This is a genomic window from Actinoallomurus sp. NPDC050550 (assembly GCF_040655075.1).
Lineage (GTDB): Bacteria > Actinomycetota > Actinomycetes > Streptosporangiales > Streptosporangiaceae > Actinoallomurus.
On sequence record NZ_JBFAJC010000027.1, the window covers coordinates 38,899 to 64,404 of the forward strand.

The following is a 25,506-nucleotide window of genomic DNA, read 5'->3' on the forward strand; positions in this document are numbered from 1 at the left end:
GAGAGGTATGCCACGTGCAGACGGTCGAGGTGACGGGGGAGTCGATGCTGCCGGTGCTCCGGCCCGGGGACTGGCTGCTCGTACGGCGTGGCGTCCGTCTCGCCCCCGGCCACATCGTGGTGGCACGTCATCCGCGCGAGGCCCGGCTGATCGTCAAGCGGGTGGCCTGGCGCGGGCGCGGCGGGTGGTGGCTGGAGAGCGACAACCAGCGGGCCCCCGGCCGGCAGGACAGCTGGGACTTCGGCGCCGTACCCGACGATCTGATCGTCGGGCGGGTGATCGCGCGTTATTGGCCCCGGCCCTCCGTACGACTCCGCGCGCCCCGGCGAGGCCGGAGCGCGCGGATACAGGAGTGATCCCGACTCAGAGCACCTTCGACAGGAAGTCCTGCGTACGGCGGTGCTGCGGGTCGGTGAGCACCTCGCGGGGGTCGCCCTCCTCCACGACGACGCCCTCGTCCATGAAGACGAGCGAGTCGCCCACCTCGCGGGCGAAGCCCATCTCGTGGGTTACCACGACCATGGTCATGCCGTCCACCGCGAGCTGTCGCATGACGTCCAGGACGTCGCCGACCAGCTCCGGGTCGAGCGCGCTGGTCGGCTCGTCGAAGAGCATGAGCTTGGGCTCCATCGCGAGGGCCCGGGCGATGGCCACGCGCTGCTGCTGCCCGCCGGACAGCTGGGCCGGGTAGCTGTCCACCTTCTCGGACAGGCCCACCTGGTCGAGGAGCTTCAGCGCCCGCTCGCGTACGACCTGGCGGGACTCGCCCTTGACCCGGGTCGGCGCCTCCATGATGTTCTGCACGGCCGTCATGTGCGGGAACAGGTTGAACCGCTGGAACACCATGCCGATGTCCCGGCGCTGCGCGGCCACCTCCTTCTCGCGCATCTCGTGCAGCTTGTCGCCGCGCTGGCGGTAGCCGACGAGGTGGCCGTCCACCCAGAGCCGCCCGGAGTCGATCTTCTCCAGGTGGTTGACGCAGCGCAGGAACGTCGACTTGCCGGAGCCGGACGGGCCGATGACGCACATCACCTCGCCGGACCTGACCTCCAGGTCGATGCCGCGCAGGATGTGCAGCCGGCCGAAGAGCTTGTGAATGCCCTCGGCCTTGACCATCACGTCGCTCGCGGGGGCGTTGCCGGTCATGCGGACCCCTCCCGTACGGCCGGGGGTTTGGCGTGGAAGGTCGTCAGGTTCCGCCGCAGGCGTTGCAGCGGGGTCGGGGGCAGCTCACGCGAGGAGCCCCGGCCGTAGTGACGCTCCAGGTAGTACTGCCCGACCGAGAGGATCGAGGTCACGATGATGTACCAGACGCTGACCACGATCAGCAGCGGGATCGTCTTGTAGTTGGCGTTGAAGATGTCCTCGCCGGCCTTGAGCAGCTCGGTGAAGGCCACGGTCGAGGCGAGCGACGTCGTCTTCAGCATCGAGATCGTCTCGTTGCCGGTGGGCGGGATGATCACCCGCATCGCCTGGGGGAGCACGATGCGCCGCATGATCTGCAGGCGGCGCATGCCCAGCGCCTGGGACGCCTCGGTCTGGCCCTCGTCCACCGACAGGATGCCCGCCCGGACGATCTCCGACATGTACGCCGCCTCGTTCAGGCCGAGGCCAAGGATCGCCGCGACGAACGTGGTGACCAGGCTGTTGACGTCCCAGGTGATGAACACCGGGCCGAACGGGATGCCGAGCGAGATGTCGCCCATCAGCGACTTGATGTTGAACCAGAAGATGAGCTGGACCAGGACCGGCGTGCCGCGGAAGAACCAGATGTACAGCCAGGCCGCCGACGACAGCATCGGGTTCGAGGACAGGCGCATCAGCGCCAGGACGATGCCGCCCACGATGCCGATGGCCATCGCGATGACGGTCAGTTCCAGGGTGGCGACGAGGCCCTTGACGATCCCGCCGTCGAAGAAGAACTGCCGGAACGTCGACCAGTCCAGCTGCTTGTTGGTGAACAGCATGTGGACGAACATCGCGGCCAGCACCAGGATGACCGCGCCGCTCACCCACCTGCCGGGGTGCCGGACCGGCACCGCCTTGATGCTCTCAGGCGGTGTCGGTCCGGTGGTGTCGTCGATCTGCGTCACGTCAGCCTCAGCCACCCGCGCCGTTGACCTTCGGGTCGGTGATGGCGCCCCCCGAGATGCCCCACTTCTCGGTCAGCTGCTTGTACGTGCCGTCCGAGATCAGGTCCTTCACGGCCTTCAGGATCCCGTCCCGCAGGTCGTTCTCGTTCTTGGGGATCGCGATGCCGTACGGCGCGGTGTCGTAGGCGTTACCGGAGATCACGAACTTGCCGCCGGACTCCTTGGCCGCGTACGCGGCGACGGGGGAGTCGGCCAGGACCGCGTCGGCGCGGCCGTTGCCCAGCGCCAGGTTGGCGGCGTTCTGGTCGTCCAGCGAGATCTTGACCGGGGCCGCCTTACCACCCTGCTTGCACTTGTCGAGCCGGGCGCCGGCGTCGGGCTTGGCCGCCGACTTGGGCGTGAGCTCGTCCTCCTGCGTGGTGCCCTTCTCCACGGCGATCTTCTTGCCGCACAGCGACAGGTCGTCCGGCGAGAGCTTCTCCGGGTTGCCCGCCTTCACCATCAGGCCGCTGCCCGCCGTGTAGTACGTCACGAAGTCGAAGGCCGCTTCTCGCTGCTTGTTGTCGGTGAAGGAGGAGAGGCTGATGTCGTACTTCTTGCTCTGCAGCGCGGGCAGGATGTTGTCGAACTTGACGTCCTGGAACTCCGCCGTCACGCCGAGCTTCTTGGCGATCGCGGTGCCGAGGTCGACGTCGAACCCGACGATCTGGCCGTTCTGCTTGAACTCGTTCGGGGCGTACGACGCGTCCGTCGCGATCACGATCTTGCCGTTCTTCTTGATCGTGTCGAGCGCGCTCTTACTGCCTCGCGTCGTCGTCTTTGCGTTACAGGCGGACATGGCGAGGGCGGTCGCCAGGACTGTGATGCCCACCCCTAGGGTGCGACGGCGAAGACCGCTGTGCACGGCGTCCTCCTCCTAATGACAGGGCGTTACGCCCCGGTCGATTGCTCGGTAGCTTCCCGACATCTTGGCGCAACCCCGTCTCAAGTGCGATTACTGCCTTGAAACAATCCCACAACGGCCGGATGATCTCTGGCCGGGTAGGTCAGCCGCTCGCCGCGTTGATCCTGGGCTCGCGCACGGCGCCCGCGGAGATCCCCCACTTGTCGGTGAGCCCCTGGTAGGAGCCGTCCTTCATCAGCTCCTTGACCGCCTTGAACACCGCGTCCCGCAGGTCCTCGTGGTGCTTGGGGACCGCGATCCCGTACAGCGCGGTTCCGTAGGCCTGCCCGGACACTTCGAAGCGGCCGGCGGACTGCTTCGCGCCGTAGTCGGCGGAAGGGGTGTCGGCCAGCACGCCGTCGGCGAGACCCTTGGCCAGCGCCGCGTTGGCGGCGGCCTGGTCGTCGAACGACAGCCGGATGGGGGCCGGCCGGCCGGCGTTCTTGCAGCTGCTCAGGCGCGAGCCGGCGTTCGGATTCGCCGCGCTCTCCGGCGTGAGCTCGTCCTCCTGGGTCGTGCCCTTCTCGACGGCGACCCGCCGCCCGCACAGGGACAGATCATCGGGCCGCAGATGCTTCGGGTTGCCCTTTCGGACCAGCAACATGGTGCCCGCCGACAGGTAGGTGACGAAATCGAAGCGGCTCTCCCTTTCTGTCGTGTCAGTGAAGGAGGAGAGGCTGATGTCGTACTTGCCCTCGCTCAGCGCGGGCATGATCGACTCGAATTTCACGTCCTGGAACTCGGCCTTGATGCCCAGTTTCCGGGCGATCGCATCGCCCAGGTCGACGTCGAAGCCCACGATGTGCTCGCCCTGCTTGAACTCGTTCGGCGGGTACAGGGCGTCGGTGGCAATGACGATCTTTCCGGCCTCCCTGACCCGGCCCAGCGCCGTGGCCGGGTCGGAGTCCCGGCAGCCGGGCAGGACGAACGTCGTGGTGAGCGCGATGAGGCCCGCCGCGGCCAAGCGGCGGACGAGTGGACGGGGACGCAGTGGTCCTCCTCGGGGCGGAGGTGGGACGAAGGGGGAAGTCAGACGACATCTTGTCCTACTCCGGGCCGAGAAGTGATCAACAATGATACGAATGGATAACGGCCGAGGCCGTTACGGCGGGCGCCCGGCCCCCTGACTGGCGCCCGCCGGAGCGTGTGGGATAATTGGTCGACGGGTGACCCCCGTACATCGAGAGACGACCGCGCGCTGTCCATTGACCCGGAGGCAAAAGCGGTCGTCTGCCCGTTTTCTCACTAGTAGCAGGGGTCGCTGTGGCCGTTGAGCCTGTCGAACAGCACGATTACGATGCCGATCCGGCCTTCGCGTTGCACCGCGGAGGCAAACTGGAGGTCCGCTCGACCGTCCCCGTCCGGGACAACGACGACCTCGCCCTCGCGTACACCCCGGGTGTGGCGCGCGTCTGCAGCGCGATCGCCGAGAGCCCGGAGCTCGCCTACGACTACACCTGGACGTCCAAGGTCGTGGCCGTCATCACCGACGGCACCGCCGTGCTGGGCCTCGGCGACATCGGCCCGGCCGCGGCCATGCCCGTCATGGAGGGCAAGTCCCTCCTCTTCAAGGAGTTCGCCGGCGTGGACTCCGTCCCCATCTGCCTCGACTGCACCGACACCGACGAACTCGTCGAGACCATCACCCGGCTCGCGCCCAGCTTCGGCGGCATCAACCTCGAGGACATCAGCGCGCCGCGCTGCTTCGAGATCGAGGATCGGCTGCGCGCCGCCCTCGACATCCCCGTGTTCCACGACGACCAGCACGGCACCGCGATCGTCGCGCTGGCGGCGCTGCGCAACGCGTCCCGCCTCACCGGCAAGCCGCTGGCGAAGATGCGGGCGGTCCTGGCCGGCGCCGGCGCCTCCGGAGTCGCCGTGTCCCGCATCCTGCTGAACGCCGGGATCGGCGACATCGCCGTCTCCGACAGCAAGGGCCTGATCCACGAGGGCCGCGACGGACTCAACCCGATCAAGCAGACGCTCGCGCGCCACACCAACCGCGCCGGGCTCAAGGGCTCGACCGAGGACGCCCTCCACGGCGCGGACGTCTTCATCGGCCTGTCGGGCGGCACCATCCGCGAGGACTGCCTCGACGTGATGGCCGACGACGCCATCGTGTTCGCGCTGTCCAACCCCGACCCGGAGATCCACCCCGCGATCGCCCGCCGCCACGCCCGCGTGGTCGCCACGGGGCGGAGCGACTTCCCCAACCAGATCAACAACGTGCTGGCGTTCCCCGGCGTGTTCCGCGGGGCCCTCGACGTCCGCGCGCACACGATCACGGAGGGCATGAAGCTGGCCGCGGCCGGCGCCCTGGCCGACGTGGTCGGCGACGACGTGTCCGAGGACTACGTGATCCCCAGCCCCTTCGACGAGCGCGTCGCTCCCGCCGTCACCCAGGCGGTCGCCGACCAGGCCCGCAAGGAAGGCGTCGCCCGCCTCTGACCTGACCGTCGTATCCGCGGCCCGCACTCGCTCAGCGTGTGCGGGCCACGGTCGCATTTTTTTGCCCTCCAGCAGCACTTAATGGGCATTTGCGAATACCCTTTGTGATCTGTCGTGGCTTTGTGTAACGCTGCCGGTGCCGATATGCGGGAGGGGAAGAATGCAGATCGACGGTCAGCTACTAGCGGACGCCGAGGCGTTCGCGGCCGAACATGACCGAAGCCTCGACTCGGTCGTAGAGGATGCTCTGCGTCTGATGCCGCATCGGGCGAAAGAGGCCGCCGAACGGCCGAAGATCGACCTGCCGGTGTGCGGCGGAGAGGCGGGTCTGCCCGGAGTCGAGCTGACGCCGGAGTACCTGAAAGAGCTGCTCCTCGAAGAGGACATCGAGCGTCTTCTCAAGGTGCAGCGGGATGAGGCTGCGAGACGCCAGCGCACTGATCAGGACCTTCCGTAGGTCCTCAACTGATCGGCTGTGGGACGCCGGGTTAGAGTGCCAACCATGTTCGCCGTCACTGCCGCACGCATCGATGCCGACGATCCGCTGAACGGGCTGGAGCTCGGTGACCGTCCCGAGCCGACCGTTCCCGAGGGCTGGACGACCGTCACCGTCAGGGCGACCGCGCTCAACCACCACGACGTCTGGACGCTCCGCGGCGTCGGGATCCGCGAGGACCGGCTCCCGATCATCCTCGGCTGCGACGCGGCTGGGGTCGATGAGGACGGCAACGAGGTCATCGTCCACTCGGTGATCGGCGATCCGGAGCGGGGCGGCGGCGACGAGACGCTCGATCCGAAGCGCTCCCTGCTGTCGGAGACGTACGACGGGACCTTCGCGGAGAAGGTCGCGGTGCCGCGCCGCAACCTCGTGCCCAAGCCGGCGTCGCTGTCGTTCGAGGAGGCGGCCTGCCTGCCGACCGCGTGGCTGACCGCCTACCGGATGCTGTTCGACAAGGCCGGGCTGGAGCCCGGGTCGACGATCCTGGTCCAGGGGGCGGGCGGCGGCGTCGCCACCGCGCTGATCGCCCTCGGGTCGGCCGCCGGCTACCGCGTCTGGGCGACCAGCCGCGGCGAGGACAAGCGCAAGCGGGCACTCGAGCTCGGTGCGGACCAGGCCTTCGAGTCCGGGGCACGGCTGCCCGAGCGGGTCGACGCGGTCATGGAGACCGTCGGCCAGGCGACGTGGTCGCACTCGCTGAAGTCCCTGCGTCCCGGCGGCCGGATCGTCGTCTCCGGCGCGACCAGCGGCCAGGTGCCGCCGGCCGAGCTGAACCGCGTGTTCTTCCTTCAGCTCTCGGTCGTGGGCTCCACGATGGGCACCCGCGACCAGCTCGTGCGGCTCGCCCGCTTCCTCGACACGACCGGCGTGCGCCCCCGGATCGACCGCGCGATCCCGCTGCGGGAGGCTCGGGACGGGTTCGCCGCGATGATCGGCGGAGACATCTTCGGGAAGATCGTCTTTAACCCCTGACGGGCGCGGCTTGTTACTCGTCTTGGTTGAGGATCTCCGTGCGTAGGCGCGCGGACGTCTCGGTGAGCAGTGCGCGTACCGCGGCGACCTGCTCCTCATCGACGCCGTCCTGCGCCGCGCCGCGGATCTCTTCGACGAACTTCCGCAGGGCCCGGTCGAGCTTGACGCGCGCCGCGTCCTCGGGGGTGCCCGTGGCGGTCGCCCAGGCGTCGTCCCAGGTCTGCCGCCACTCCTCCTTCATAACGCGCTTGTGCTCCCGCCAGTGGTCCTTCTGGCGCTGCCACTCGTCCTTCTGGCGCCGCTTCGTCTCCTTGAAGTTCTGCGCAGCGCCGGCCGTGCTCTGCTTGCGTACCTCGCGGGCGGCCTGGGTGAGCTCCTCACGCAGCGATCGCACCGTGTCGCGTACGTCCTCCTGGACCTCGCGGGCGATGTCGCGTACGGACTCGGTGAGCTCCTCCTCCAGCTCGGCCAGCTCGTCCATCCGGCGCTCGAGCTCGGCCCGGCCCGCGTCGGTCAGGCGGTAGACCTTCTTGCCCTGGACGACCTCGTGGGTGACCAGGCCCTCCTCTTCGAGGCGCGCCAGCCGCGGATAGATCGTTCCGGGGGAGGGGGAGTAGACGCCGAGGAAGCGGTCCTGGAGCAGGCGGATGACCTCATAGCCGTGCCGTGGGCTCTCTTCGAGCAGCTTCAGCAGGTACAGCCGCAGCCGGCCATGACCGAACACGGGGCTCATCTCTGGCCACCCATCCTCACGCGCTTCACCACCGGTCTCGTCCTCATCGTCGGCTCATCCTCCTCGCCCGCCGATCACGTCAGCTCCTCCGGACCCGGTCGGCTGAGCAGTGTGACGGCGCCGGAGACCGAGTTGACGGTGAGCGACGCCTCGCCGTCGCCGAGCGTACCGGTGACGTCCTTGCCCATCGGGCGGTCCTGTCGGCTGAGCTCCGGGAAAGCCGCGTCGACGCGGCCGGTCAGGGAGGTCAGGGACACCGTCGCGGAGGCCGACGCGGGCAGTCGTATCGTCACCTCGCCGGAGACGGTGTTCACCTGGGCGCGGCCGTCGGCGCGCAGGTCGACGTCGGTGGTGACCTTGCCGGTGACCGAGTGCGCCGTGAGGCGGTCGAGGCTGCCTCCGGCCAGGGCGAGGTCCCCGGAGACGGACTTGAAGGTCACCGAGCCGGCGAGGCCCTGCGCCTCGATGTCCCCGGCCGCGGTGTTCGCGTCGATCGACCCGGTGACCCCGTCGAGGGTGACGGCGCCCGACGCGGTCTTGACGGACACCCGGCCGGACAGGCCGGTGATGACCGCGTTCGCGGTCACGAGGTTGAGGGTGACCGGGCAGTCGGGCGGAACGGTGATCGTGAGGGCGACCCGGCCCCGGGTGTTCTGCAGCCACTTGAGGACGCCGTCCCAGCCGCCGCTCTTGTGGTTGATGGTCAGCATCCCGGCCTCGTGGATCACCTCGAGCGGTTGCCCGGAGATCTCGCCGACCTGCAGTGCGGGCTTCTCGTCGCTCGCCAGGATGGAGACGGTGCCGGCCACGATGTTCGCCCGGAGGGCGACCACGCCGTCGAAGTCGATCGTTTTGGGCTTATCCACGGTCCAGCGCGCCACGGCACGATCCCCTTCCGTCAAGACGCTTTCGCCCATAACAAGATATGTCGTGTTCGGGGAAAGTCAAGATGTATCGCGTCTATGGGGCGGGAGCCCACCTGCCAGGGTCGACGGGCGGGCCGATCCGTCAGTCGTCGTCTTCGTCGCCCAGCCGCGCCAGCCACGTGGCCAGCCGTTCGACGGATGTCTCGAACTCGGGATTGAGATCGACGAACTCCCGCAGCCGGTCGGCCAGCCAGACGAAGGAGACCTCCTCCTCGCCGCGCCGGTCGGCCAGTTCCTCGATCCCCCGATCGGTGAAGTACATGCTCAACCTCTTGTCCGATGTGTCTGCCGAGCCCGGAGCGGAACGGCGCCCCGCACACGACCGTGCGGAGCGCCGTAACGCCGGTGGATCGTCGTGCCGCTCGCTACGGACGAGATCCACCGGACACGTCCCAGTGCCCGGTGGTCAGTCGCCGAAGACGGCGGCGACCAGACCCTGCTGCTCCAGCGTGTGGATCTTGGCGGACCCGACGGCGGGCGAGGAGCTCGCCCGGCGGGACACCCGCTTGAGCTCCCGGCCCTCCAGGTACGGCGGGAGCTTCAGCGCCATGAAGGGCCAGGCCCCCATGTTCGCGGGCTCGTCCTGCGCCCAGATCAGCTCGGCGTCGGCCGGGTACTTCGCCAGCTCCGCCTTGATCTCGTCGACGGGCAGCGGGTAGAGCCGCTCCACGCGGATCAGCGCCACCGAGGTGTCGCCGGACTTCTCCCGGGCGGCGGCCAGGTCGTAGTAGAGCTTGCCGCTCGTGAGGACCACCCGGCGGACCTGACCCGGCTGCGCCGGGTCGCCGATCACCGGCTGGAAGGACCCCGAGGTGAGGTCCGATGTGGCCGACGAGGCGGCCTTCAACCGGAGCATCGACTTCGGCGTGAAGACGATGAGCGGCTTCTCCCGCGGCGACAGCGCCTGCCAGCGCAGCAGGTGGAAGTAGTTCGCCGGGGTGCTCGGCTGCGCCACCGTCATGTTGTCCTGCGCGCAGGTCTGCAGGTAGCGCTCGATGCGCGCCGACGAGTGGTCCGGGCCCTGGCCCTCGTAGCCGTGCGGCAGCAGCAGGACCACGCTGGAGCGCTGACCCCACTTCTGCTCGCCGGAGGAGATGTACTCGTCCAGGATCGACTGCGCGCCGTTGGCGAAGTCGCCGAACTGCGCCTCCCAGCAGACCAGCGCGTCCGGGCGGGTCATGGAGTAGCCGTATTCGAAGCCCATCGCGGCGTACTCGCTGAGCAGCGAGTCGTGGACGTAGAACTTCGAGGTGCCCTGGCCGAACTGCTTGAGCGGGGTGTACTCCTCGCCGGTCCTTCGGTCGAAGAGCACGGCGTGCCGCTGGCCGAAGGTGCCGCGCTGGGTGTCCTGGCCGACGACGCGCACCGGGCGGCCGTCGATCAGCAGCGACCCGAAGGCGAACATCTCGCCGGTCGCCCAGTCGATCGTGTTCTCTTCGACCATCTGGGCGCGCTTGGCCAGCAGCGGCTGGACGCGCGGGTGCGGCGTGAAGCCGTCCGGCAGGTTGAGCTGGGTGTCGACGATCCGCTTGATCGTCTCGTCGGAGACGGCGGTCGCGACCCCCGCGTGGTCGACCGGGATGCGCTCGACGTCGGGCCGGTCGAAGCCCGCGGGCTCCTGCTGCTTGAGGGCCTCACGGGTCTCGCTGAACGCCCGCTCCAGCTGCTGCTGGTAGTCGCGCAGCGCCTGCTCGGCCTCTTCGACGGTGATGTCACCGCGGCCGATCAGGGCCTCGGTGTACAGCTTGCGGACCGACCGCTTGGCGTCGATGAGGTCGTACATCAGCGGCTGCGTGAACGACGGGTTGTCGGTCTCGTTGTGACCCCGTCGCCGGTAGCAGATCATGTCGATGACGACGTCCTTGTTGAACGCCTGCCGGTACTCGAACGCCAGCTGGGCCACGCGCGCGCACGCCTCGGGGTCGTCCCCGTTGACGTGGAAGATCGGCGCCTGGATCATCCGGGCCACGTCGGTGGCGTACACGCTGGAGCGGGAGTACTCCGGCGCCGTCGTGAAGCCGACCTGGTTGTTGACGATGATGTGCACGGTGCCGCCGGTGCGGTAGCCGCGCAGCTGCGAGAGGTTGAGGGTCTCGGCCACGACGCCCTGGCCCGCGAAGGCCGCGTCGCCGTGGATGAGGATCGGCATGACGGTGAAGCCGCCCTCGCCGACGTCGCGCAGGTCCTGCTTGGCGCGGACGACGCCCTCGGCGACCGGGTCCACGGTCTCCAGGTGGCTCGGGTTGGCCACCAGGGACGTGCGGATCTTCGACCCGTCGCGGGTCACGAAGTCGCCGTCGGCGCCGAGGTGGTACTTCACGTCGCCGGAGCCCTGCGCGCTGCGCGGGTCGAGGTTGCCCTCGAACTCGCCGAAGATCTGGCCGTAGGACTTGCCGACGATGTTGGCCAGGACGTTGAGCCGGCCGCGGTGGGCCATGCCGACGACGACCTCGTCGAGGTGGTCCCGCGCGGCCGCGGTGATCACCGAGTCGAGCAGCGGGATCAGCGACTCGCCGCCCTCGAGGGAGAACCGCTTCTGCCCGACGAACTTCGTCTGCAGGAACGTCTCGAACGCCTCGGCGGTGTTGAGCCGGCCGAGGATGTGCAGCTGCTCCTCGCGGTCGGGCTTGTCGTGCGGGACCTCGACCCGTGCCTGGATCCAGGCGCGCTCGCCGGGGTCCTGGATGTGCATGTACTCGATGCCGACGGTGCGGCAGTAGGAGTTGCGCAGCACGCCGAGGATGTCGCGGAGCTTCATCGTCGACTGGCCGCCGAAGCCGCCGGTGGCGAACTCGCGCTCGAGGTCCCAGAGGGTGAGGCCGTGCTTGAGGACGTCGAGGTCGGGGTGGCGGCGCTGGGTGTACTCCAGCGGGTTGGTGTCGGCCATGAGGTGGCCGCGCACGCGGTAGGCGTGGATCAGCTCGTGCACGCGGGCGACCTTGGCGACGTCGTCCTCGTGCGTGGCGCTGATGTCGCGCACCCAGCGGACCGGCTCGTACGGGATCCGCAGCGCCTCGAAGATCTCGTCGTAGAAGCCGTCCTCGCCGAGCAGCAGCCGGTGCACCATGCGCAGGAAGTCGCCCGACTGGGCGCCCTGGATGATGCGGTGGTCGTACGTCGACGTCAGCGTCATGACCTTGCTGATGCCGAGCCGGGCGAGCGCCTCCTCGGAGGCGCCGGCGTACTCGGCCGGGTACTCCATCGCGCCGACGCCGATGATGCTGCCCTGGCCGGGCATGAGCCGCGGCACCGAGTGGACGGTGCCGATTGTGCCCGGGTTGGTCAGGCTGATCGTGGTGCCCGCGTAGTCGTCGATCGTGAGCTTGTTCGCCCGCGCCTTACGGATGAGCTCCTCGTACGCCGCCCAGAACTGGCGGAAGTCGAGGGTCTCGGCGGCCTTGAGGTTGGGCACGACGAGCTGTCGCTGGCCGTCGTCCTTCTTCAGGTCGATGGCCAGGCCGAAGTTGACGTGCTCCGGCCGGATCAGGGTGGGCTTGCCGTCCACCTCGGCGTACGAGGCGTTCATCTCCGGCATCGCCTGCAGCGCCCGGACGATGGCGTAGCCGATCAGGTGCGTGAAGGAGACCTTGCCCCCGCGGCCGCGCTTGAGGTGGTTGTTGACGACGATGCGGTTGTCGATCAGCAGCTTGGCCGGGACCGCGCGCACGCTCGTCGCGGTCGGCACGGCGAGGCTGGCCTCCATGTTGGTGACCGTGCGGGCGGCGACGCCGCGCAGCCGCACCTCTTCGGCGCCGGCGGGCGTCTGCGGGGCGGGCGCGGGCTTCTTCGCGGGCGCGGCCGGCTTCTCGGCGGCGGTGGCCGGGGCGGCGGGCGTCTGCTTCGGCGTGGGGGCGGGAGAGGGGGGCGCCGTGGGGGGCGCGGCCGTCCCGTCGGCGCTGGCGGGCGCCTTGGCGGGCCGGTCCGGCTGGTAGTCGGCGAAGAAATTCCACCAGGCTCGATCAACCGAGTTGGGGTCTTCTAGGTATTTTTGGTACAGCTCGTCGACCAGCCACTCGTTGGGACCGAAGTCAGGAGTGTTCAGGTCGGCGGCGGATCGCGACGACTGGGTCGACACGGCGGCGATCGCCCTCTTCCGCGGCTCGCAGGTGGATCAGTAACCGTGACAAGGCTACCGGGCCGAGGGCCGAAGCGGGGCAAAGCCTGGGACCGGCGGGGTGGTCTTCGGAGATCTCCGTCCAAACCGACGGCATATTTCGGCAGAATCAGGGTAAGAATGTCCTTTTGGGCACCCGTGATGTGATACCCGTCTCATTCCCGGGAGGTCGGTCGGGGCCGGTTGGTCGGGAAGAGCAGGGCTGGTCGGGTAATACTCGGCGGCGCCGGCGTCGAGCGTCCGCTCACGGGTCGGTGACGCGTGCCGCGAAGTAGACGGCCCCGCTGCCGGGATGGCGGACGAACACCAGGAACGGCCGGTCGACGCGGAACTCCACGGGACGCCCCGCGGTGACGGCCGACAGGGTCACCACCACGGCCGTCGCGGCCGCGCCCTCGAACCCGCTCTCGTCCACGTCCAGCACGGCCTTGTGCTCGATCCGGTCGAGGCGGACGGGTTCGGCGGTCATGCCGGACAGGTCGGCGTCACCGGTGAAGGCGGTGCCGGCGCCCAGCGCGGCGAGGGTGTCACCCAGGCTCGCCCGGCTCTCCACCCGGAAACGCGGCAGGGACAGCGCCACGCTCACGTACCGCGCGGACTCGCGCAGTCTCCGCAGGAGGTCCGGCCCGGGCGGCGCGGCCTCGGGGCCCGGCCCGAGCAGTACCTCGACCGCCACCTCGCCGCCGGCTGGCAGCGTCGCCATCCGCCAGCCGTCGGCCTCGGCGTACGCCATGCGCCCGGTCCGCCGCATCATCGGAACCTCGCGCCGTCCCAGCGCGCCGTGGAACGGCTCCCGCCGGGTGTCGCGCTCGGCGAACTCGTGTCGCCAGGCGGCCTTCAGATAGAGGGCGTTGGCGATGACGGCGGCGGTGCGCCGGTCGACGGTGCCGGGCTGGAGCAGATCCCGGATCAGGTCCCGCGTGACCTTCTCCACCTCCGCGTTGATCGCCCGGCGTGCGCCCTCCGGATCGGCGGCGAAGTCGGCGACCCGTACCGCGGCCCCGGGAAGGTCCGCGATCGCCCGCTGGTAGGAGTCCTCGACCGCGAGTCCCTCGCGGGCCCAGAGGATGTCGGCCACCGCGATCTCGGCGTCCTCCAGTGCGGCGGCCTCGGCGAGACGGAGCCGTTCCGGCGGCGCGCCGAGCAGCCGTGTCAGTTCGTCCCGGGTCGTGCCGCGTGCGCCCGCGGCGACCATCGCGAGGGCCGACGCCACCGAGTACGGAGACCAGACGAGGTTCCCCTCCGGTGGCAGGCGGCGGTGCAGATTCAGCGTGAAGTCGTCCATGTGCGGCTCCCTCCCGTATCCAAAGTAATGACCGGTCTCAGACCAGAGGACGATTCACGGAGTGAGCAGGGCTCATACGATGACGGACATGACGACGCCGGAAACGGGATGTTGATGCACTGTGGGCCACATCACGAACGCTCTGCTCAACCTGCACGGTCCGGTCATCTACGGCGTCGTCGCGGCGCTGGTCTTCGCCGAAGCGGCGCTGTTCTTCGGCTTCGTGTTCCCCGGGGAGACCGCCATCGTCGTGGCGGGCGTGCTGGCCAGCCAGCACCGGGTCTCCCTCCCCGTCCTCCTGGTGGTCATCGTGCTCTCGGCGGTGATCGGCGACTCGGTCGGGTATGAGATCGGCCGTCGCTACGGCGACCGGCTGCTGGGCATGAAGGTGCTCCACAAGCACCGGCCGAAGGTCGACAAGGCGCACGGGCTGCTGCGCCGGCGCGGCGCGGTCGCCGTCTTCCTCGGCCGTTTCACCGCCCTGCTCCGGGCGCTGATGCCCGCCCTCGCCGGCAGCGCCAAGATGCCCTACGGCAGGTTCCTGGCGTTCAACGCGCTGGGCGGGATCGCGTGGGGGGTCGGCTACACGACCGGCGGCTTCCTCGCCGGCGCCGCGTTCGAGCAGGCGGCGCAGTGGGCGGGGCGGGTCCTGGCGATCGCGGTGGCGGCCATCGCCGTCGCGGCGTTCATCGTCTGGTCGGTGCGCCGCAAGCGCCGGGAGAACGCCGCTACGGAAGAGGAGAACGCGACGGCCGACGAGCCCAAGCCGGTCCCCGACCTCGGCCCCTGACGGGCGCCGCGGATGATCGAACCCCGGCCGTGACCATGATCACCTTGGCCCGTTCCAAACGGTGCGGTGTCAGCACGATGCCGCGCCGCCGGACGACGTGGGCAAGTACAGCACCTACGCCGGTCCGATCAAGGTGAATGCCCCGCACGACTGCATCGACTGGGGCGGCGCGTCCGACCCGGGCTGGAACGTCTGGGTCTCCGGCTACTCGCACTGCGGCTGACCCTGCACCGCTCAACGGCCCGCGATCCGGTCACGGATCGCGGGCCGTCGCTTTACCCGGCCGGGCCGTCCCCGGCCGAGCGGGATTCGGTCGAGTGATGGAGACTGTCCGCAAGGCGGACCCAGGGTCCAGGAGATCAGGTCGCGAGGAGGGTACGGAGAATGGCGGAACTGCGGTTTGACGGACGGGTGGCCATCGTCACCGGCGCGGGCCACGGCCTCGGGCGGCAGCACGCGCTCGAGCTCGCCGCGCGCGGCGCGAAGGTCGTCGTGAACGACCTCGGCGGTGCGCTCGACGGCAGCGGCGCCTCCACGGGCCCGGCCGCCGACGTGGTCGCCGAGATCAAGAAGAACGGCGGCGAGGCCGTCGCCAGCCCCGACAACGTGGCCACCGTGGAGGGCGCGGAGGCGATCGTACGGGCCGCCCTCGACGCGTTCGGCCGCGTGGACATCGTCGTCAACAACGCCGGCATCCTGCGGGACAAATCGTTCAAGAACATGTCTCCGGAGGAGTTCGACCAGGTCATCGCCGTGCACCTGCGCGGGTCGTTCCTCGTCACGCACGCCGCCTGGCCGCACCTGCGCGAGCAGGCGTACGGCCGGGTGGTCATGACGTCGTCGCCGGCGGGCCTGTTCGGCAACTTCGGGCAGGCGAACTACTCGGCGGCGAAGATGGGCCTCGTCGGCCTGACCAAGACGCTCGCGGCCGAGGGCGCCAAGTACGGCATCAAGGTCAACGCGATCGCCCCGATCGCGTGGACCCGGATGACGGAGGACCTGTTCCCCGCCGAGTTCCAGGACCGGCTCAGCGTCGAACACGTCACGCCGGTCGTCGTCTGGCTGGCCCACGAGAGCAACGACGGTAGCGGCGAGACCTACTCGGTCGGCGGCGGGCGCGTGTCCCGGGTCTTCGTCGCCGAGGGCCCCGGCTTCACCAAGAAGGACGGGCTGAGCGTCGAGGACGTCCGCGACAACTGGCAGCAGATCAACGAGACCGAGCCGTACCTGCTCCCCAAGAACATCGGCGAGCAGACGACGGCGCTGTTCCAGGCGCTGCAGTAAGGCCGGCCGCGGGCTCGGCGAGCGCTCAGGGCCTGGTCGCGGCAGCCGCGGGCCGGTGGTCGGCCTTGCCGCCCCCGATACCCGCGGGCCGGTGGTGAGCGGGCCGTCCCGCGTCGCTCCGCGGTCGGGGACGGCCTCGTCGCGGGCGCGGCCGGGTCACACCCGGAAGTCGGCGAAGTCGAAGCCGGGGGAGACGACGCAGCTGACCAGGACCTCCCGGTCCGACGCGGGCCGGGCGGCCTGCCAGACGCCGGCCGGCACGAGCGCCTGCGGACGCTGGCCGTCCTCGACCTCCGGCCCCAAGATGATCGTCTCGGTCTGCCTGCCGGGCGTGTCGGCCTCCCCGCCCAGCGTCAGTTCCAGGGGGCCGCCGCGATGCCACAGCCACACCTCGTCCGAGCGGACCGCGTGCCACATCGACTCCTCGCCCGGCCCGAGCAGGAAGTAGATCCCGGTGGCGGTCGCCCGCTCGCCGCCGTGCGCCGCCACCCGTACGGACGTCCGCCACGTCTCGCGGAACCAGCCGCCCTCCGGGTGCGGCATCAGGTCGAGAGCCTCGGCGATCGTGGGCCTGGTGTGGAAGCCGGTGACCCGCCCGCCCGGCTCGCGGCGGGCGTACCGGATCTCCGTGACGGTCGATCGGTTGACGGCGCCGGGCAGCGTCAGCGGCGGGTGGTCGAACACCAGCGCGATGACCTGCTGGTCGCCGCCGAAGGCGTCGGTCGCCAGGCCGGCGGCGTCCTCCTCCGGTGCGTACGCGGCGGTCTCGCTGCGGAACGGCTCGTCCGGCCGGGCGCGCCAGGCGTCGAGCGTCGTGAGTAGGAGCACGGTTCCACCGTAGTGCGGGCGAGGGCCCGTCGCTCTGACCGGCGCTCACCTCGTCCGGTGGAAGGGCACCTCCGCGAGCACGGCGACGACTCGTCACGATTTCAGAGCGGCCGGCGCCGAGGCCCGGACCTTCCGGGCGCGTTGCCGCAACTCGGCGGTGCACATCATGAGCCTGCGTGCCGGGACGTGCCGCAGGTAGTGGTCCACATCGACGCCCAGCGCGAACACGTGCACCGGAACCCCGGCGTCGCGGCCGGACTCGACGGTCTGGCGCAGCGCGGCCAGGACGGCCGGATGCCGGGTCTGGTAGGTGGAGGAGACCAAGTGGTTGCCCCGGTCGGCTGCGAGGTAGAATTGGATCAGGTCCTTGGTGCCGACGAACAGTTCGCCGGCTCCAGAGGCGCAGAACTCTGCCGCCGAATGCACGGCGGCCGGCGTCTCGACGAAGACGCCGAGCGGCGTGTCGTCCCTCAAGCCGAGGGACCGCCGCAGTCGCAGGAACTCATCGCGGTCGTTGATGAACGGAACGGCGAAGCTCACTCGGCCCGCGTCCGCGCCCAGGCGTTCCCGTACGTGGGCGCGGAGCGCCCGGAACGCATGGGGGTAGTGGCGCTCATGCAGCAGCCATCTGGCGCCGTGGAGGCCGAGTTCGGGGTTCGGCTCGTCGACCACGTGCACACCGGTCGTGATCTGGGCGGCGTCGTCCGAGCGCAGGTCGAGCAGCCTCATGACCAGGCGTTGGCCGGGGAGCAGTTCGTTCACCATCGAGCACAGCTCCGAGGCCACGGCGGCGCCGTAGCGCTCGGCCTCGTGAACCCCGGCGCGAAGTGCGTCGATCGGGCTCAGGCCGGCGGCGAAGCAGAGGAACTCCTCGCGGATGAAGTAGGAGTTCACACGCTCGACGCGCGGTGCGAGGGCGTTCGTGGATCGGATGTCCGTGGCGTCGGTGACGACCACGCAGATCGACTCGATGTCGTCGAAGGTGGCGGCCGGGAACTCCGGCGGCTGCGGCGCGGGTTCGGCTTCGCCGAGAACGACCGACTCGCGATCGAGCAGAATCGTGACCTCGCCGACGAGCGTGTCCAGCTCGAACCGGTCGATCCGAAGGACGGGGATTCCGCGCGAACGGCAGAGGGACTGCATGTGGCCGGTCCGGCCGCCTCTCGCGCAGATCACGGCGGACGAGGTGACGATGGCGTCGTAAAGTTCCGGGCCGAGCGTGTCGACCACCAGAATGGCACCGTCGACCGGTTTCCCGGTGCGATCGCAGGTGCCCCGGACACTCCGCTCGGGCGAATCGACCAGTAGAACCCCTTGTACTTCGCGATGGCTCACGGGTGTCCTCTCTCACCGATTCCCGGTCGGCCGGACCGAGGGCGACCGCGCCTCGACGTGGTCCGCGATCCACCTCATCCGGTCAGCGCATGATCAAAGACTGACGGTCGTCGAGACGACCGCGCACCCTCTCGAATGCTGAGGTTGGATTTCCGGCTAATCGGACTCCGGAGGCCCATCGAGCCCGAGCAGGGAACGGAGGTCCCGTGGCGTCACGGACAGGTCGTTGAGTTTCGTCATGGCGGCCCTGTTCACGACGAACCGCAGCGCAGAGTCCGTCACGGTGGCTTCGCCGTCGCCGGTCATGGCGCCGCGAAAGGCCTGAAGGCTCTCCTCGAGCCGGATCGTCACGGCTTCGCGGTCGCGACGACGCCGAGTGGCCATTCGGCGCACATCGAGCATGACCGAGCGGGCGAACGCCGCGCGCACCTCGGGGTCCTCCGCATCGGTCACGCTCGCGGCCGCGTCGTCGGCCGGTTCGTCGTAGCAGGACTCGAGTTGCCGCAGCACGGTCGCGGCGACGCCCACCGAATGGTTCTTGATCGCGGCGAGGTTGAACGCGAACGCGCCCATTCGGCCGTACCGCACGATCTCGTCGCCCTCGCGGGGACCACCGACCACGGAGATGGGACCGGAACGGGCGCCGGTCGGTCCGAGGAGGTTGCCGCAGGCGTCCACCTCGACGCCGCGCCCGGTGCGCTGGTGCGGCACGGCGATCTTCTTCCGCAACAGGTTCGTCCAGAGCGCCGAACCGACTCGCTCGTAGTTCGGCTCCCGCCCGAAGCCGGCGATCACGAGATCTGCTTCGATCGTCTGCGTCGACGCCGGCCCGGACACGGACAGCTTCAGAGTGCCGGCCTCGGTGCCGACGATCTCGTCGACCCTCCCGCTGGTGAGGATGATCTGCCCGCCGTCCGCCATCGCCGGGTGGACGAACTCGGTGATGTACGGCATGGCGCCTACTCGCAGCGTGGCCAGCAGGCTCCCGTAGCCGTCGAGGAGCGCGCGGAGATCGGACGAGGGGACGCGTGCCAGGGCCTCGGGCAGGTGAGGCTCCCAGGACTTGGCGACTCGTTCGGTCACCACCGCGCGATCCACGGCGGGATGTTCCCGGGCGACGATGGCGCACGCCCGTTCCCATTCGTCCTTGAAGCGCTGAACGAGGTTCTCGCGGCCTTCGTAGCCGTCGGCGTGCAGCCGTGGAGCCGGCAGGCTGAGGACGTGGTGCCGGTGGTCCGGAGGATAGGTGCGGAGCGTCAGGCCGGAACGGGAGATCATGTGGAGCTTCCCGGTATGGCCACGCCGCAGGAGAAGCGAGGCCGAGTCGTACGCGCTCAGCAACGTGCCGATGATGGCGACCACGGCATCCTTCCGGAGGCCGAGGAGTCGCTCGATTCCGGCTTCGGAGTAGGGGTGGCGCACGAACGCGGGGTGGTCGGTCACACCGGTCGCGAACGGAAGGTCCCGTTCCTCCAGGCCTGTCGCGATGACGACGTGGTCGGCCTCGAGAATCATCCGGCGTGGCCCGGTGTCGGTGTGCGGCAGGGAGTAGTTCTCGACGACGAGGTGCACGCGACCCGTGCCGACTCCGATGTCGACGACCTCGCCGTCGGCTTCGAGCAGGGTCACGCGGTGGGGCGCTTCGCGCGCGGCCTCGGCGAGGCGGGCGGCGAGGTAGTCGGCGTAGATCCGGCGGGGCGCCGGTCCGGACTCGGTGAACGTTAAGCCACTCCACTCCGGGGGCCAGCCGGCCCGATCGGCCTCATGGTTGGCCCAGTCCACGAAATCGTCGACGTCCTCCCGGAACATCGACATGCGGCCCGCCTGGATGTTGAAGACGTGATGCCAGTGGTTGCCGGCCCGGTGGTAGGCCACGCCGGCGCTCCGATGATCGGATCGCCGCTCGATCACCACCACCTGCAAAGGCTCCCGGGCGAACCGCAAGAGGCGGATGGCGGTGGCGGTGCCGCCTAAGCCCGCTCCGACGATGACCACCCTGCGAGGCACTGAGAAGCCCATCGTGGCCACTCCCGTACGCGCCGATCGTTCGCGACAAGGTCTACCGGCGGCCGAGCGTAGCGCCGATCACCATGCCGCTCAATGCACCGCTGCCACAGCGGCACCGGCACCCGGGTCGCTCGTGCCCGGAAAGCGTCCGCGATCCCCCTCGGAGTTAGAGAGAAGATAAGTTACGATACATCTCGATTTGAAGGGGGTATCGATGGAGCCGTACGACGGGGCGACGCCGGACCGGCCGAGCATGCGCGCCTCCGACCAGGAGCGCGACGAGACGGTCCAGCGGCTGCAGGTGGCCTTCGCCGAGGGACGCCTCACCGACGGGGAGTTCGACGAGCGCATGCGCGGGGCCCTGGCCGCCCGGACCCATGCCGAGCTCGCCACGCTGCTCGCCGACCTGCCGGCGGCCACCGCTCCCGTGGTGCAGCGGTCCTCGGCCCCGGTGGCCGGTCCCAAGCCCGGCCGCTACACGGTCGCCTACAAGAACGGCGTGCGTCACGCCGGGCGCTGGCGGGTACCCGGGAAGTTCCGGGCCCTCGTCTACAAGGGCAGCGGGGTGCTCGACCTGCGGGCCGCGGAGCTGACGGAGCCGGTCACCACCATCCTCGCCATCGCCTACAAGTCGGACATCCAGGTCATCGTGCCGCCCGGCATCCGCGTCGAGGTGAACGGTTTCGGTGTCACCCGGGACGAGGACTGGGTGGGTGACCTGGCGGCCGACGCCCCGATCGTGCACATTCGGGCGTTCGCCTATAAAGGCCTGGTCGAGACCCGCACCATGCCCAAACGCTGAGGTCTTCTGCCCTTAGCACTGACCGCCGCTCCCAGGTGCTGACCTCCGCGTTCCGGCGGAAGTGACAACTCCCACACAACCCGAACGAACCTCCGCGACCGGAAAGGCATCGTAAAGGTTGCCCGCATGAGGTAAAACAGGTGGGCTGTGCCATCTGTCAATGTTTGGGAGACCTGTATGCGAAAAAGCCTGGGGAAGGCCGCCGTCATAGGGACGTTGTCGGCAATGGCCCTCGTCCCGGCTGTGGCCGCCCCCGCGTCGGCGTACGCCGTCGCCGCCACATCCCCCGTCTCGGCGCAGGCCAACCCGACGCTCCACTTCGGCGACAAGGGCCCTGCGGTGACGCGTCTGCAGCAGCGCCTGGCCGCCCTCCACTACGACCCGGGGACGGTCGACGGCCAGTACGGCAGTCAGACCCGCTTCGCCGTCTGGGCGTTCCAGAAGGTCCAGGGAATGCACCCGACGCAGGCGGCGCCGGTCGGCACGAAGACCTGGGCCGCGCTGGCCAAGCCCCGGACTCCGAAATCCATCGTCAAGGGTGGCGCGGCGAACCGCGCCGAGGTCGACCTGACGCACCAGCTGCTCTTCATTTACAAGGGCGGCAGGCTGACCCTCATCAGCCACATCTCGAGCGGCCGGGCGTACTACTACTACAAGGGCCAGAAGGTCAACGGGCGGACGCCGACCGGCAACTACAGCGTCTACCGGAAGGCCAAGGGCTGGGAGACCGGTCCGCTCGGCAAGCTGTACAAGGGCAACTACTTCCACGGCGGCTACGCCATCCACGGTGAGCCGGACGTGCCGCTGTACCCGGCCTCGCACGGTTGCGTGCGGACGCCGATGCACACCGCGGACATCGTCGCCAACCTGCTGCCGATCGGCACCAGGGTCTACCTCCGGGGCCACGCGCCGTCCTGACCTCGATAAAACGGAGCCGTACGCGGACGCGTACGGCTCCGTTCGCCGTTCCGGGGCTTTTTTCCTCAGCAGTCGACGAGCTCGGGACGCTGGTTGAGGATCTGCGCGCGCGGCGTGACGAACTCCCGGTAGGAATCGTCGGCACCCGGCCGGAACACCGCGACGCGGTGGCAGTTCTGGAATGCCAGGCGCACCCCGAAGTGCCGCTCCAGCGCTCCGCGCATCGCGTCACTGGCCAGCATGCGCAGCAGCTGACCGCGGGCGGTCTCGTCGGGCGGCGGCACCTCGTTGGCCGCGAAGTCGGCGCCGTCCGTCCGGAGCTCATCGATCAGCCCGGCGACGACCTGCCAGGCGTACGGCAGGGACGTGCGGACGCAGTCGACGAAGGCCGCGTCGTCGACGTCGTCCCGGTGGGCGCGCTCGATCAGCTCGGGGGATACGGTCAGGGACATGTCACCACCTCCGTCGGGACGGTAGGCGGGCCGTGCCGAAGGCGTCTATTGGCCTGATGGTGAGGACCGTCTCCGCGTTGCCGTCGACGGATGGGAATGGGCCGGTCACAGGCCGTTTCCGCGGTGAGATTCCATCCGGGATGCTCCGCTCCCGGGCCCCATTGCGGTCCGAATAGCGGTTTGATAGGTCCTGCACGAACGGTCTTTTGACAAGAGGTGAGCGTGACCACTCCCGGAAGCGGAGCGCCCCCCGGGGAGCCTTTCGGCGGCAGTGCCGTCCGTCCGGACCCCAAGAATCCCCGGCCGGGCACCCCCCGGCGCTCCGGTCGCGACGAGCGTCGCCGGATCAGCGAGCGGCTCGCGGAGGCGGCGGAGGAGCCCGCGCCGGACGGCCGCCGCGTACCCGGCGTGCCGACCTCCTCGCCCTGGCAGCGTTCCAACGCAGTGTGGCACCGGGCCGGCATCGACTGGAGCCGAGGCGAGCCGCAGCGCCGCCCGTCCCCTCCCGCCAGCGTCCCCGTCGCGGCGAGCGCCGCGGCCTATCCGAGCGGCGCGCCGCCCGCGCCGCCCGCCTCGCCCGCACCCCCACCCGCGTCGCCCGCCCCGCCCGCACCGCCGGCCACGCCGCCCGCGGAGTCGCCGGCGGCGGACGCGGAGCCGTGGACGCCCCCGCAGCGGGCGCGCCGCCTCCCCTCCATTCCGGTCCGGCCCGTGGCGATCGCCGCCGCCGCGGTCGTCGTCCTCGGCGGCGGGGCGTACGCCCTGTTCGGAACGGGCGGCGGCGACAAGCCGAAGAAGCCGGCGATCCCCGCCGCGGTGGCCGCGGACCGCGTGTTCACCCTGGATCCGGCGGCCAAGACCAGTGGCCGGGCGCACGCGCTCGCCGCCGTGGCCGCGGCCGGTGACACCGTCGTGGCCATCGGCTCCGAGCAGGGCGGCGTGTACTCCCGGGCGCAGTTCCTGACCTCGTCCGACGGCGGCCGCACCTGGCGGGCCGCGCGCGTGCGCGGCGACGACGGCGGCGATCCGCCGGCGGGGGAGTACCCGCAGCTGGTCGCCGGCGGGGGCGGGGCGTGGGCGGCGCTCGGCGTGACGTCCTCGGGCGTCGTGTCGTGGACGAGCCGTGACGCCCGGTCGTGGAAGCGCACCGCGGTCGCCGGCGCGTTCGGCCCCGGTGACAAGATCGATCGCCTGGTCCGCACGCGTTCGGGATTCGTCGCGGCCGGCACGGCGGCGGTGAAGGGCGGCACGCAGCCCATCGTCTGGACCTCCCGTGACGGCCGCACGTGGTCACGTATCGGCCCCGAGCAGCTCAGCCCCCCGTCGGCGGGCACGCCGCTGCGGATCTACAGCGTCGCGGCGTACGGCGACACGGTCGTCGCCGAGGGGACGCTGCGGACGACCACGACGGTCACGAAGACGGTCAAGAAGAAAAAGAAGACGGTTCAGCAGACGACGGACCGGGAGACCTTCTGGCGGTCGCCGGACTCCGGGCGCAGCTGGGCGCCGGTGACGATTCCGCAGGCCCAAGGGTCGTCAGGGAGCGTCGTGGCGCTGGCGGCGACGCGTTCCGGGCTGTTCGCCGCCCGTGAGGCGTCTCGGACCACGGGCTCGAAGAAGAACCGCAAGACGACCGCGTACGCGGTGATCTTCGGCTCCGCCGACGGGCAGACCTGGGCGCCGGTCGGTCAGCTCGGCACGGACGGCTACTCCCACCTCGTCGCGCTGCGTGGCGCGGACGGGGGCCTGGCGGCGCTCGCCGCCGTGGGCGGCGGCCGGAACGCCGCGCTCAGCAGCGCGGACGGCAAGAGCTGGCGGCGCGCCGGCGACGTCCCGCCGGGCCGTGTCCTCACCGACGTGGCGCCGGCGACCGCCGGTCCGGTGGTCACCGGCCGGATCGGCACGGCCGACGCCTACCTCACGGTGGCGGGGGTCGGCGACGTGAACCTCACCGCGGTCCCGGACGCCGTGCATCCGGAGCGTACGCTCTCCGGGCTGGTCGCGGACGCGGGCCGGGTCCTCGCGGTCGGCAGTTCCAACGGCGACGCCGCGCTGTGGACGTCGGCGGACGGCTCGGCGTGGACCCGGGCCACGCTCCCGGCCGGCGCGCCTCCCCGGCAGATCCTCGACGCCGTTCACGGGACCGCGGGCTGGCTCGCGGTCGGGCACGCAGGCGGCCGCCCGCTGGTCCTGATGTCGGCGGACGGCGGCTCCTGGCAGAACGTCCAGGGCGGCAAGGCGTTCGACACGGCCGGCCTCGCGCCGGTGGCCGCCGCCGCGAACGGCGGCGCGTACGTCGTCGTGGGCCGGTCCGGCGACGGAGCGGGCGCCTGGTTCTCCACGGACCTGAAGAACTGGGCGGGGGCCGGGAGCGCGGGCAAGGGCGACCTGCCCGGCACCGGTGACGCGCCCAGGTGGATGGGCGACGTGACGGCGGGGTCCACCGGGTTCGTCGCGGTCGGCGGTCAGACGAAGAACAAGACGGCGCAGCCGGCGGTGTGGACCTCACCGGACGGCAAGAAGTGGACGCTGTCCCCGGCCGCGCCGACGCTGCCGCAGGGCGCCGCCGCCGGTTCGCTGACGTCGGTCGTGGCGCGGAACGGCGTGCTGGTCGCCACCGGCGTGACCGGCGCCGCAGGCGTGACCGGCCCGCCGGCCGCGGACGCCCCCGGCACGGCCGCCTTCGCCGAGGTCTCGGCGGACGGAGGCCGGACCTGGCAGCCCGTCTCGCTGCCCGGGGCGGGACAGGGCACGGCTGTGACGGCGGCGACGGCGACGGCGCACGGGTTCGTGCTCGCCGGCGCGGCCGGTTCGGACGTGGTGCTGTGGACCTCGGCGGACGGCCGTACGTGGCGGTCGTCGCGGCCGGCGGGTCTGGGGCTGAACGGGCTCGGTACGCAGCGGCTCACCGGGCTGACCGTCACCGGCGGCACGCTGGTCGGCGTCGGATTCACGGGTGACGCGTCCGGGGACGTGCCGACTTTGTGGCGCCGGCCCATTCCCTGAGCCCGGCCCGGCCCGGATTCGGTCGCGCGAAAACGTCATTGCGGCCGCCCTTGTCGAACGGCGGCCGCAAT

The 25,506-nt window shown here is 70.3% G+C and carries 23 protein-coding genes; 10 read left to right on the forward strand and 13 right to left on the reverse strand.

The window, feature by feature from the left end; all coding sequences use genetic code 11:
* Positions 1-14: 14 nt before the first annotated feature.
* A complete protein-coding gene (sodX, locus tag AB0I04_RS31675) occupies positions 15-356 on the forward strand; it encodes a nickel-type superoxide dismutase maturation protease (protein WP_360892618.1) in 342 nt (113 codons plus the stop codon).
* Between the two features lie 7 nt (positions 357-363).
* Here the strand turns inward: sodX and AB0I04_RS31680 are convergent, their stop codons facing one another.
* From AB0I04_RS31680 to AB0I04_RS31695, 4 genes are all read right to left on the reverse strand, one after another.
* Complete coding sequence (locus AB0I04_RS31680) at positions 364-1,146, reverse strand: amino acid ABC transporter ATP-binding protein (protein WP_360892621.1); 783 nt, start codon at positions 1,144-1,146, stop codon at positions 364-366.
* Entirely contained in the window at positions 1,143-2,108 is a 966-nt protein-coding gene (locus AB0I04_RS31685) for an amino acid ABC transporter permease (protein WP_360892624.1), read from the reverse strand. Before AB0I04_RS31685 ends, AB0I04_RS31680 begins: the two co-directional genes overlap by 4 nt.
* Positions 2,101-2,964 (reverse strand): ABC transporter substrate-binding protein, encoded by an 864-nt coding sequence (locus tag AB0I04_RS31690; protein WP_360892627.1) that lies wholly within the window; start codon positions 2,962-2,964, stop codon positions 2,101-2,103. Before AB0I04_RS31690 ends, AB0I04_RS31685 begins: the two co-directional genes overlap by 8 nt.
* A gap of 175 nt (positions 2,965-3,139) precedes the next feature.
* A complete protein-coding gene (locus AB0I04_RS31695; protein ID WP_360892630.1) occupies positions 3,140-4,000 on the reverse strand; it encodes an ABC transporter substrate-binding protein in 861 nt (286 codons plus the stop codon).
* A 299-nt stretch (positions 4,001-4,299) separates the two neighbouring features.
* Here AB0I04_RS31695 and AB0I04_RS31700 point away from each other — a divergent pair, with 299 nt between their 5' ends.
* The 3 genes from AB0I04_RS31700 to AB0I04_RS31710 all read left to right on the forward strand — a co-directional run bounded on the left by AB0I04_RS31700 (position 4,300) and on the right by AB0I04_RS31710 (position 6,955).
* Entirely contained in the window at positions 4,300-5,484 is a 1,185-nt protein-coding gene (locus AB0I04_RS31700; RefSeq protein WP_360892633.1) for an NADP-dependent malic enzyme, read from the forward strand.
* A gap of 160 nt (positions 5,485-5,644) precedes the next feature.
* A complete protein-coding gene (locus AB0I04_RS31705) occupies positions 5,645-5,941 on the forward strand; it encodes a hypothetical protein (protein ID WP_360892636.1) in 297 nt (98 codons plus the stop codon).
* Positions 5,942-5,986: 45 nt separating this feature from the next.
* The gene (locus tag AB0I04_RS31710) at positions 5,987-6,955 is read left to right on the forward strand and encodes a zinc-binding dehydrogenase (RefSeq protein ID WP_360892639.1); all 969 of its coding nucleotides are present in this window, start codon (positions 5,987-5,989) and stop codon (positions 6,953-6,955) included.
* Between the two features lie 13 nt (positions 6,956-6,968).
* On the opposite strand, the gene AB0I04_RS31715 is transcribed toward AB0I04_RS31710, so the two are convergent.
* The 5 genes from AB0I04_RS31715 to AB0I04_RS31735 form a co-directional block, all read right to left on the reverse strand.
* Complete coding sequence (locus tag AB0I04_RS31715; protein WP_360892642.1) at positions 6,969-7,688, reverse strand: PadR family transcriptional regulator; 720 nt, start codon at positions 7,686-7,688, stop codon at positions 6,969-6,971.
* 74 nt (positions 7,689-7,762) lie between these two features.
* The gene (locus tag AB0I04_RS31720; RefSeq protein WP_360892645.1) at positions 7,763-8,569 is read right to left on the reverse strand and encodes a DUF4097 family beta strand repeat-containing protein; all 807 of its coding nucleotides are present in this window, start codon (positions 8,567-8,569) and stop codon (positions 7,763-7,765) included.
* Positions 8,570-8,696: 127 nt separating this feature from the next.
* Positions 8,697-8,876 (reverse strand): DUF6104 family protein, encoded by a 180-nt coding sequence (locus tag AB0I04_RS31725; protein ID WP_360892648.1) that lies wholly within the window; start codon positions 8,874-8,876, stop codon positions 8,697-8,699.
* A gap of 144 nt (positions 8,877-9,020) precedes the next feature.
* Positions 9,021-12,689: a multifunctional oxoglutarate decarboxylase/oxoglutarate dehydrogenase thiamine pyrophosphate-binding subunit/dihydrolipoyllysine-residue succinyltransferase subunit gene (locus AB0I04_RS31730; RefSeq protein WP_360892651.1), complete on the reverse strand. Its 3,669-nt coding sequence runs from the start codon at positions 12,687-12,689 to the stop codon at positions 9,021-9,023.
* Between the two features lie 283 nt (positions 12,690-12,972).
* Positions 12,973-14,013: a serpin family protein gene (locus AB0I04_RS31735; RefSeq protein ID WP_360892654.1), complete on the reverse strand. Its 1,041-nt coding sequence runs from the start codon at positions 14,011-14,013 to the stop codon at positions 12,973-12,975.
* A 121-nt stretch (positions 14,014-14,134) separates the two neighbouring features.
* Here AB0I04_RS31735 and AB0I04_RS31740 point away from each other — a divergent pair, with 121 nt between their 5' ends.
* From AB0I04_RS31740 to AB0I04_RS31750, 3 genes are all read left to right on the forward strand, one after another.
* Positions 14,135-14,803, forward strand: coding sequence for a DedA family protein (locus AB0I04_RS31740; RefSeq protein WP_360892657.1), 669 nt, complete (start codon positions 14,135-14,137; stop codon positions 14,801-14,803).
* Between the two features lie 61 nt (positions 14,804-14,864).
* Positions 14,865-15,026: a hypothetical protein gene (locus AB0I04_RS31745; protein ID WP_360892660.1), complete on the forward strand. Its 162-nt coding sequence runs from the start codon at positions 14,865-14,867 to the stop codon at positions 15,024-15,026.
* Between the two features lie 161 nt (positions 15,027-15,187).
* Positions 15,188-16,087, forward strand: coding sequence for an SDR family NAD(P)-dependent oxidoreductase (locus AB0I04_RS31750; protein WP_360892662.1), 900 nt, complete (start codon positions 15,188-15,190; stop codon positions 16,085-16,087).
* A gap of 156 nt (positions 16,088-16,243) precedes the next feature.
* Here AB0I04_RS31750 and AB0I04_RS31755 read toward each other — a convergent pair whose 3' ends face one another.
* The 3 genes from AB0I04_RS31755 to AB0I04_RS31765 form a co-directional block, all read right to left on the reverse strand.
* On the reverse strand, positions 16,244-16,915 hold the full coding sequence (locus AB0I04_RS31755) for a cupin domain-containing protein (RefSeq protein WP_360892665.1): 672 nt from the start codon (positions 16,913-16,915) through the stop codon (positions 16,244-16,246).
* A 93-nt stretch (positions 16,916-17,008) separates the two neighbouring features.
* Positions 17,009-18,250: a putative PEP-binding protein gene (locus AB0I04_RS31760; protein WP_360892668.1), complete on the reverse strand. Its 1,242-nt coding sequence runs from the start codon at positions 18,248-18,250 to the stop codon at positions 17,009-17,011.
* 156 nt (positions 18,251-18,406) lie between these two features.
* Positions 18,407-20,269: an FAD/NAD(P)-binding protein gene (locus AB0I04_RS31765; protein WP_360892671.1), complete on the reverse strand. Its 1,863-nt coding sequence runs from the start codon at positions 20,267-20,269 to the stop codon at positions 18,407-18,409.
* Between the two features lie 202 nt (positions 20,270-20,471).
* Here AB0I04_RS31765 and AB0I04_RS31770 point away from each other — a divergent pair, with 202 nt between their 5' ends.
* Entirely contained in the window at positions 20,472-21,059 is a 588-nt protein-coding gene (locus AB0I04_RS31770) for a DUF1707 domain-containing protein (RefSeq protein ID WP_360892674.1), read from the forward strand.
* Between the two features lie 177 nt (positions 21,060-21,236).
* On the forward strand, positions 21,237-21,977 hold the full coding sequence (locus AB0I04_RS31775; protein WP_360892677.1) for a L,D-transpeptidase family protein: 741 nt from the start codon (positions 21,237-21,239) through the stop codon (positions 21,975-21,977).
* 65 nt (positions 21,978-22,042) lie between these two features.
* On the opposite strand, the gene AB0I04_RS31780 is transcribed toward AB0I04_RS31775, so the two are convergent.
* The gene (locus tag AB0I04_RS31780; RefSeq protein WP_360892680.1) at positions 22,043-22,429 is read right to left on the reverse strand and encodes an SCO5389 family protein; all 387 of its coding nucleotides are present in this window, start codon (positions 22,427-22,429) and stop codon (positions 22,043-22,045) included.
* A gap of 222 nt (positions 22,430-22,651) precedes the next feature.
* Between AB0I04_RS31780 and AB0I04_RS31785 the strand changes: the two genes are divergently transcribed.
* Positions 22,652-25,435, forward strand: a complete 2,784-nt coding sequence (locus AB0I04_RS31785) for a hypothetical protein (protein ID WP_360892683.1) — start codon at positions 22,652-22,654, stop codon at positions 25,433-25,435.
* The last annotated feature ends 71 nt before the right edge of the window (positions 25,436-25,506 follow it).